This is a genomic window from bacterium (assembly GCA_018812485.1).
Taxonomy (GTDB): Bacteria; JAHJDO01; JAHJDO01; order JAHJDO01; family JAHJDO01; genus JAHJDO01.
In genome coordinates this window covers 50,502-59,131 of the sequence record JAHJDO010000127.1, presented here as the reverse complement: position 1 = coordinate 59,131, position 8,630 = coordinate 50,502, and the positions used below count along the sequence as shown (strand labels likewise).

The 8,630-nt window shown below is 37.0% G+C and carries 9 protein-coding genes; 6 read left to right on the top strand and 3 right to left on the bottom strand.

Features of this window, described 5'->3' with window-relative positions; translation table 11 throughout:
• Nucleotides 1-394: 394 nt before the first annotated feature.
• On the bottom strand, nt 395-1,504 hold the full coding sequence (locus KKC91_10845; GenBank protein MBU0479048.1) for a GntR family transcriptional regulator: 1,110 nt from the start codon (nt 1,502-1,504) through the stop codon (nt 395-397).
• Nucleotides 1,505-1,664: 160 nt separating this feature from the next.
• Between KKC91_10845 and aroD the strand changes: the two genes are divergently transcribed.
• The gene (aroD, locus tag KKC91_10840; GenBank protein MBU0479047.1) at nt 1,665-2,381 is read left to right on the top strand and encodes a type I 3-dehydroquinate dehydratase; all 717 of its coding nucleotides are present in this window, start codon (nt 1,665-1,667) and stop codon (nt 2,379-2,381) included.
• Here aroD and KKC91_10835 read toward each other — a convergent pair.
• The gene (locus tag KKC91_10835; protein ID MBU0479046.1) at nt 2,378-3,601 is read right to left on the bottom strand and encodes an exodeoxyribonuclease VII large subunit; all 1,224 of its coding nucleotides are present in this window, start codon (nt 3,599-3,601) and stop codon (nt 2,378-2,380) included. The genes aroD and KKC91_10835 overlap by 4 nt on opposite strands.
• 26 nt (nt 3,602-3,627) lie before the next feature.
• The gene (locus KKC91_10830; GenBank protein ID MBU0479045.1) at nt 3,628-4,623 is read right to left on the bottom strand and encodes a hypothetical protein; all 996 of its coding nucleotides are present in this window, start codon (nt 4,621-4,623) and stop codon (nt 3,628-3,630) included.
• 152 nt (nt 4,624-4,775) lie between these two features.
• Here KKC91_10830 and KKC91_10825 point away from each other — a divergent pair, with 152 nt between their 5' ends.
• From KKC91_10825 to pyrE, 5 genes are read left to right on the top strand one after another with little or no spacing between them, the layout of a single operon-like run.
• Nucleotides 4,776-5,744, top strand: coding sequence for an aldo/keto reductase (locus KKC91_10825; GenBank protein ID MBU0479044.1), 969 nt, complete (start codon nt 4,776-4,778; stop codon nt 5,742-5,744).
• Nucleotides 5,745-5,755: 11 nt separating this feature from the next.
• Nucleotides 5,756-6,310: a phosphatase PAP2 family protein gene (locus tag KKC91_10820; protein ID MBU0479043.1), complete on the top strand. Its 555-nt coding sequence runs from the start codon at nt 5,756-5,758 to the stop codon at nt 6,308-6,310.
• A gap of 28 nt (nt 6,311-6,338) precedes the next feature.
• Nucleotides 6,339-7,076, top strand: coding sequence for an orotidine-5'-phosphate decarboxylase (gene pyrF / locus KKC91_10815; protein ID MBU0479042.1), 738 nt, complete (start codon nt 6,339-6,341; stop codon nt 7,074-7,076).
• Nucleotides 7,069-8,052: a PilZ domain-containing protein gene (locus KKC91_10810; GenBank protein ID MBU0479041.1), complete on the top strand. Its 984-nt coding sequence runs from the start codon at nt 7,069-7,071 to the stop codon at nt 8,050-8,052. Before pyrF ends, KKC91_10810 begins: the two co-directional genes overlap by 8 nt.
• Nucleotides 8,039-8,623 (top strand): orotate phosphoribosyltransferase, encoded by a 585-nt coding sequence (pyrE, locus tag KKC91_10805; protein ID MBU0479040.1) that lies wholly within the window; start codon nt 8,039-8,041, stop codon nt 8,621-8,623. Before KKC91_10810 ends, pyrE begins: the two co-directional genes overlap by 14 nt.
• Nucleotides 8,624-8,630: the final 7 nt, after the last annotated feature.

Genomic DNA, 8,630 nt, shown 5'->3' with positions numbered 1-8,630 from the left:
CGAACTATGTCTTAATCCGCCCAATTTCTTCTGAAATTCTCTCCAAATCCTTTTTTCTGCTTTCAATGTGCATTTTTATCTTTTTTTATTCTACTTCTCTTCTTCTATCTTTCTTTAATTTCCCATTTTGCAGGACTCTATATTAGGTTACAGTTTAGTCATTAAAAGTTAATTTTTTAACCTTTTTTGTATACTCTCCTGCACCTCCTTTCCCGCCTTGATTGACCTTGGTATATAATATCATTTTTCAACTAATATCCAGTAGTAATATGGCTGTTTTTTATGGACATCTCATGAGTTGCAGGCATAAAGGGCTGTTTTGAATTTTGTGTTTTGATCATTTGAATTTGTTTAGAGTTTAGTATTTCGGATTCAGAATTTTCTCTTATCATTTTCATGCTTTTTTTATTTTGTTACTTCCACAACTCCTCCGAATTATAAGTTCAGTTTTAAATACTATCTTTTTTATATCACCATGCTTTTTATTTTTTATCTTCTCAATAAGTCGCTCACACGCTGCTTTTCCCATTTCATAACCTGGCTGATGTACAGTAGTTAGAGGAACATCCATTCTTGCACTTTCTCTCAAATCTGCATATCCAACCAAAGCAATATCCTCAGGAACTCTTAAACCAGCGTTTATTATTGCATCATATGCTCCCGATGCCAGAATGTCATTAGCGGCAAATATTGCCGTTGGTCTTTGGCTCATCTTAAGAAATTTCTCCATTGCCAAATAACCATATTTGCTTTTGCTAAAATTGTTACCCTGTATTAAATTCTCATCAAACTCAAGACCGCTGTCTGAAATGGCCTTCCTATATCCTTCCATCCGTCCGTCACCAGTAGAAGTATTTCTTGTGCCCCTGATATGCCCGATTCTTTTATGTCCAAGATTGATTAAATGCTTTACTGCATTATAACTACCGCCCACATCATCAGTAATTACATAGTCAGCATCTATGCCATTCACGATAAGATTGACAATAACAAAAGGAACCTTACTCCTTATTAATCCCCTCCAGTATGTACTAGCTGGAGAAGTTGCTAATATTACGAATCCATCTATCTTTTTTCCCGTGAGTCGCCGGACATACTCTTCCTCTTTTTTTAATCTGCCATCTGAATTACAAAAAATTACATAATACTTTTCTTCATTTGCCACATCCTCTGCTCCACGGGCAATATCGGAAGAATAAGAGTTATTTATTGTAGGTACAATTAAACCTATTGTCCTGGTTAAAAGAGGTTCCGTATTCTTTTTTTTTAAATTATGACGATTTGTAACAAAAGTTCCTTTGCCTTTTTCTGTAAAAAGCACATTTTTACTAACCAGTTCTGAAATAGCCCTTCTTACTGTAATACGGCTGACTTTGTATCTTTCAGCAAGTTTGTTTTCTGATAAAATAGGCTCTCCAGACTGCAATTTTTCCTTTAATATAAGCTCAGCAATTCGCTCTTCTAGTTCCTTGCTTTTTAATAATCCTCTAATTTCTGATGTCATACCATTTTCCCGCTTTCTGGTTTGTATTTGCATTATTATATTACAAATCTAATACAAGTATAAAACATTGTTTATTTCTTGTCAAGCAATAAATATACTTGACTTAACTTAAATTATTCAAATATACTTACTGTGGAGTAATGAGGGTATATAATTAGCGATGAGGAATAAGGGATTACTAGAAAATTTAGGGACTAGACCCTATGTTGTAGCAGTGCTTAATAAGGCTTCTGTAGAAACTGCTCAATCAGCCGAAAAACTTAGCGCAGACATCCTGGAGCTTCGTGTTGATATGCTGGAGCGCTGTTATCATACTGGAGAAAAAGTAAGCTCTGTTATAAGACAATTAAAAAAAGAAATTAAATTACCTGTTATTCTTACTATACGTTCCTCAAAGGAGGGAGGTATGGCGAAAATAGCTGATGGCAGACGTCTTGATATTTTCAGGGAAGCTATTTCAGAAACAGATTTAGTAGATATTGAAATTAGTTCAGATCGCATAAATTCTAAGGTGATAAAACTTGCCAAAACACGGAATAAAAAGTTAATTCTTTCTTACCACAATTTTAAGAAGACACCTACATTGCCTTACTTGAAAAATCAGGCAGAAAAAGCATGTGCGTTGGGATGTGATATTCTAAAAATTGCAGCAATGGCAAACAATGTGGAAGAAGCAAGAAGATTACTGAATTTTTGCTCCAACTGGAAGAAAACAAAGATATCAGTTATGTCAATGGGCCATTTAGGCGCAATGTCCAGACTAGCTGGGTTTCTATTTGGATCCTGTCTTACATATGGATTCATTGACCAGCCTGTTGCTTGCGGGCAATTAAGTGTAAAGGACCTGGTTAAATATTATCACATCCTTTATCCCTAGTTTTTTGTTTTCTCTACTTCGCAAATCATTGTCCCTTTTGCAAGCTTGACTTCTACCTTATCATGAGGTTTTACCCGACGAGTGTCAGTAATTAATGTTCTCTGAGGTAGTTTTAAAGTGTAGCTGTATCCTCTGGAGAGGGTTGCAAGCGGGCTAAGCATATTCAGCTTTCCTGAAAGATTGCCCGTTCTCTGTATAGCAAGCTCCAATATATGGGAACATGTTCTATCCATCCTTTCGGAAAAATCGTCAATCTCCTGTTTATATTGGAACAACCTTTCCTCTGGATGTCTTAAGGCATAGGAAGACAATAAACTGAAAAATTTCTCCTTCTTTAAACTTAAGTTATTTGTAAGTGCTGCAGTAATCCTTGTTTGAAAATCTCTGATTTTTTGAGTGATTTGCTCCATTTCTCCAACAACAAGTTCAGCTGCTGCAGACGGAGTTGGTGCGCGCAGATCTGCAACAAAGTCACTTATTACAAAATCTATCTCATGACCAACTGCGGAAATAACAGGAATCTTTGAATTATATATTGCTCTTGCAACAATCTCCTCATTAAATGCCCACAGATCCTCCATGGACCCGCCGCCCCTTCCAACAATCAGAACATCCATGTCCCTCATCTCATTGAACTCATCTATTGCTTTAGCTATTTCTTCCCCAGCACCCTCTCCCTGAACTTTGACAGGGTTAATGAGAATCTCTATTTGGTGGAAACGTCTGTTAATAACATTAATAATGTCTCTGATTGCAGCGCCTGTTGGAGAAGTTACAATCCCAATCCTTCTTGGGAACAGAGGAATTGGTTTTTTATGTTCAGGAGCAAAAAGCCCCTCTTTTTGCAGCTTTTCTTTAAGTTGCAGAAAAGCGAGTTGAAGCTCTCCAATTCCTCGAGGTTGAAGAATCTCTACAATGAGCTGGTAGTCTCCCCTGCGCTGATACACGCTTACATTCCCAAGAGCCAGCACCTTTAAGCCATCCTCTATTTTGAATTTTGTTTTCTGGTTAGCTCCTCTGAAAAACACAGCATTAAGCTGGGACTGCTCGTCCTTTAACGTAAAATAGATGTGGCCTGAAGAAGGCATCCTGCAATTTGATATTTCTCCTTCTACCCACACACTTGGGAAACTCTCCTCCAGCAAATTCTTTATTTTTGAAGTAAGCTCGCTTACAGTAAAGATATGCTGTGATTGGGACTCATAATCGTATGTTAACAATGAATATCTCCTGAATGTATTTAATCTTATATTCTCCAATCTGCAATATCTTTGTCAAGAACATATTCTTCCTGTCCAAGTCTGATTATTCGAGAATGTTTATTCTTTAGCATATCAATACACATGGATGAGCCTTTTTTTTTACAGTACGCTGAGCATAATAAAGCCGCTGTTCTGATATCTTCATCATTTGTCTCAGCCTCAATCAGAACCACTGGCCCAGGCACGTTTTGAGGTTCAAGATGCATCATCCTATCCCCAGCAAGCTTAAGCAATTTATTGTTTTCCTGCTCGTTTCTTCCGATTATTACTTTTGTGCCTGATGGAAGTCTGAAATGACGGCCGATTTTTAATAATTCAATATCTTTTAATGTAAAATCCAGTTTGAATTTTATTAGATCTTTCATACGCTTTGCGAAATTAGGCTCTGTAAGCAAACATCCACCAGCCGGGGCTGAAAATTCCCGAATTCCATACTGGTTTGCCAGCATAAATTGAGGTTTCCTTGATCGACCCTGAATATCAAACAATTTATCCCTACTTATCCATCCTTTTATTTCAGGAACAGTAGGAGAAAGCAGCTTTGCAGATAAAGGACGAAGTATCAAGTTCTTTAAACATGAATCCCTGTCTATAATATTCATCGCATCCCTGTGCTGGGACATTGGCCTTTCTCCAAGAACCTCCCCTGTAATCAGGAAAGACGCTCCTATCTTTTTCATATATTGGCCAGCTTTTATTAGCATATAGATTCTACAGTCTAAACATGGATTCATATTCTTGCCATAACCATATTTAGGATATTTAACTATATCCAGAAAATCCTGAGATGCCTTATGAGAATGCAATGTTATTCCCAGTTCGTCAGCACTTTTTTCTGCATAAGAAAATGTCGCGGTTTTTGTTGACTCTGAAAAAATATGCGCAACAGTAAATCCATACACCTCAATACCCTGCTTCATTATTATTTTTGCTGCTAAAGCGCTGTCAAGCCCACCAGACATCAAAGCAACTGCCTTCATAACACCTTCTTTATGTTATCACTCTATTTGGTATGATAACATACAAAATAAATATGCGTCAAAAACTAGATTTTTCTGTTAGTTTGACAAATCACAAACCAGAAGCTAAACTTCATAGACTAAAGTAGGCTGGGTAATAAGGAGATGTGTACATGAAACTGGTTAAGCTTGGAAGCACAGAGGAACAAGTTTCCGAGATGTGTCTTGGGACAATGATGTTTGGTAGAAGGTGCGATGAAAAAGAATCAGACAGAATATTATCATTTGCTTTGGATAATGGAGTTAATTTTATTGATACTGCTGCTATGTATGGTGAAGGAGAGACAGAAAAAATACTTGGACATATAATGAAAAACAGGAGAAAGAAATTCTTTCTAACCACAAAAGTTCACAAAGGCATAGATAGTAAAAGCATTCTTGCAAGCATAGATGAGAGTCTCAAGAGGCTTCAAACAGATTATGTTGACCTGTATCTGATTCACTGGCCAAAGGAAGGAATGAATCCTGATGAAATCATGGAGGCGCTTAATGAGGTTACCAAAAGCGGAAAAACGCGCTTTATAGGCTGTTCTAATTATCCAGCATGGCTTTTTGCATACTCTAACTGCATTGCTAAACTGAGAGGATGGAAAACATTCATCAATCATCAGGTTTGCTATAATCTGATTGAGAGAGGAATTGAGGTTGAAGTGCTCCCGCAGGCAATAGCGGAAAACGTAGCACTAACTACTTACAGACCTCTGGCAATTGGACTATTAACAGGGAAATATAAGCCTGAAGAGCCTATCCCTGATGATTCACGAGGATATGGTGATTGGCGGATTTCAGCATGGCTTAAAAGATATAAGGATGGAATTTTGAGATTCTTTCAATTTGCCAAAGATCATGATATAATACCTGCTCAACTAGCCATATCATGGGTGTGTAAATCTCCTGCTGTAACCTGTCCAATTGTTGGAGTTAGTTCCCTTAATCAGCTGAAAGAAGGCATAAAAGCATTTGACTTTACCCTATCAGATCAAGAGTATAAAGAAGTAACGAACATGTTTGATACTGGGGTAAAAGAAGAATCAGGTGGGGACTATAAGAATTTACGACGGCATCTTTCCCTTTTAAAATGAGAACTATATAAATGTGTAGGTTTTTCTCAAGTATGGATACTGCCTTGTTCTATGCCATAAATCATGGTTTAGAAAACAAGTTCCTTGACATAATAATGCCAATTATAACAGACATAGGATATTGGGAAATTCCTCTTTTAGCTGCATGGCTATGCTTGATGATATTTGGCGGGAAAAAGGGACGAATAACAGGAATAGTGCTTGTTGTATCAATTATACTTATAGATCTCTTCAATAGCTATCCTCTGAAATTTCTTTTTGCAAGACCGCGTCCATGCAATGTGCTTCTTGATGTTCGTACTCTTGTCTCAACTTCAACCACATACTCATTCCCCTCATCCCATGCTACCAACATATTTGCGTTGGCAACCATATTGTCAAACAAATACAGGAGTTTTAGATTTTATTTCTTCTCTGTTGCGCTAGTCGTAGGTACATCAAGGATCTACGTTGGAGTACATTATCCATTTGATGTTTTAGCAGGTGCAGTTGTTGGAATACTTTGTGGATTGGGGGCGTTGAAACTAGAAAAATATATTCTCCAGAGATTTGAAGTTGTACAGTAAGAATTGTTGTGATAAAATTTAAGGCCATATGACAGCTAAAAAAGAACTAAACTCCTTAAAATCTCCCGTAATTGTAGCACTGGATGTAGATAACCTGAAACAAGCAGAAATACTCATACAAGAGCTTAAGGGTTATGTATCTGTTTTCAAAGTAGGAAGCCAGTTATTCACAAGTCAGGGACCTGGTATTATAGATTTCATTCATGAGAGGGGCTGTAAAGTATTTTTAGACTTAAAGTTTCATGATATACCTAACACAGTCTCATCAGCAATTGGTAATGCAGTTAAAAAGGGTGTTTTTATGCTGACAGTGCATGCATCTGGTGGAATAGAGATGATGCGTTCTGCATATGAAGCAGCGCGCTCCCAAACCATTCTTTTAGGTGTTACAGTTCTCACCAGCATAGATGAGGGAATTCTAAAAAATGATCTACATATAAGTGCTTCTATAAAAGAACATGTTTCACACCTCGCAAAAATGACGAAGATGGCAGGTTTAGATGGTGTTGTTGCGTCTTCAGAAGAAATAAAATATATTAGACAAACATGCGGAGAAGACTTTCTGATCGTTACACCAGGCATAAGATTTCGAGACTCAGATAAAGACGATCAAAAGAGAATAGCTTCTCCTGCTCAAGCTATAAATAGAGGCGCTGATTTAATAGTAATTGGAAGATCTGTTACTAAAGCTTCCAGCCCTAAGCATGCAATGAAAATGCTCATAAAAGAAATTAATGAGCAAGGAATAGATGGAGACAATGTTTAGAATTCTGAAAACTTGGATTTTGAATTTGTTTCGAGTATTCGGATTTATGATTTCGGATTTTGGTAGATATATGACCAATTTAGAGTCCAGAGAAAGATTGAAACGAAAACACGCAAGAGTTGATGTAGTTTTAAAAATCTGCGCCAAGCATGAATATAAAATGGATCTTTGTGATAGTAATGTTATAGATATTAGTGAAACCGGACTATGTTTTAAAACAGATATTCTCTATCCTATAAAGAGTGAATTGGAACTTGAGCTGGAATTTCCACAAGACTTTGGAGCAAAAGAGGAAACCCGCTCTTTTTATGCATTATCAGAGGTTAAGCAAATCAAAAAAACAGCGAACGATATGTATCTAACAGGAGTAGAATTCAAGAAAATTTATCCGCGTTTTAGGAGAAGATTAAATAAATTCTTAAAAATGAAATTGGAGGAGAAGAAAATGCGAGCATGTATAATCTATTTTTCATTAACAGGAAATACACACAAATTAGCCCAAGTGATCTCACAAGGATTAAAGCACAAGAACTTTGACGTTGATTTAGTGAGATTAGAACCAGCTGACGGAGCAAAGACATTTGCTGGCCAGGGTATGACAGCCCTGCAAAGGAAAAGGGTGAATATTGGTGATGTTAATTTTGCCCTAAGCATGTATGACCTGATATTATTTGGCTCACCTGTCTGGGCTTTCAGTCCAGCACCAGCGTTGAATACCTATTTGGAAAAATGCTATGGACTTGAGGGGAAAAAGACCGTAGTGTTTTATACATATGGAAGCGGCACAGGAAAGAGCAGAGCTGTGAAAATTGTTAAGAAGATATTGGAAGGTAAGGGGGCAAGATCTGTAAGCTCAATATTAATTGGGCAGAGAAAGTTAAAAGATCAACGAGATATAATCAGGAGAGTAGAGCAGTCTTTAGAGAACATATTATACTTACATGGAAAGATTAAATATAATGATGAAAGAAGATGAAGTTTTAGGTCTTTTTAGAAAATGCAACGCTCTTCTTGAAGGCCATTTTCTGCTCTCCTCAGGTCTTCATAGCAGTCAATATATTCAATGCGCTAAGATTCTCCAGTATCCAGAGTGTGGAACTAAACTTGGAAAAGCTATTGCAGAGCTTTTTCAACATATACAATGCGATGTAGTTGTATCTCCTGCAATTGGAGGAATTCTTATTGCGCAGGAAGTTGCGAGAGCCCTAGGTATTAGAGCTATATTCTGTGAAAGAAAAGAGGTAAAGATGATTCTTCGGAGAGGTTTTGGAATTAAAAAAAAAGAACGCGTACTTATTATTGAAGATATCATCACTACAGGCCGCTCGACTATGGAAGTTATTGCAACTGTGGAGAGTTTCAAAGGCTGTATTGTTGGCATTGGTGCAATAATTGACAGAAGTGAGAAAAAAATTAACTTTCCCACAGAATTTAAGAGCCTTGCCAAGTTAAATCTTGAAAATTATAACTCTGACAATTGTTTAATATGCAAACAGGGGAAAATTCCTTTAGTAAAACCAGGAAGCAGAGAAAAAATAGAAGTTTAGGAGGTGT

Bases quoted from the DNA above. Each gene is read 5' to 3' on its own strand.
- KKC91_10845 (MBU0479048.1), bottom strand. From the start codon at position 1,504: ATGACATCAGAAATTAGAGGATTATTAAAAAGCAAGGAACTAGAAGAG.
- aroD (MBU0479047.1), top strand. From the start codon at position 1,665: ATGAGGAATAAGGGATTACTAGAAAATTTAGGGACTAGACCCTATGTT.
- KKC91_10830 (MBU0479045.1), bottom strand. From the start codon at position 4,623: ATGAAGGCAGTTGCTTTGATGTCTGGTGGGCTTGACAGCGCTTTAGCA.
- KKC91_10825 (MBU0479044.1), top strand. From the start codon at position 4,776: ATGAAACTGGTTAAGCTTGGAAGCACAGAGGAACAAGTTTCCGAGATG.
- KKC91_10820 (MBU0479043.1), top strand. From the start codon at position 5,756: ATGTGTAGGTTTTTCTCAAGTATGGATACTGCCTTGTTCTATGCCATA.
- pyrF (MBU0479042.1), top strand. From the start codon at position 6,339: ATGACAGCTAAAAAAGAACTAAACTCCTTAAAATCTCCCGTAATTGTA.
- KKC91_10810 (MBU0479041.1), top strand. From the start codon at position 7,069: ATGTTTAGAATTCTGAAAACTTGGATTTTGAATTTGTTTCGAGTATTC.
- pyrE (MBU0479040.1), top strand. From the start codon at position 8,039: ATGAAAGAAGATGAAGTTTTAGGTCTTTTTAGAAAATGCAACGCTCTT.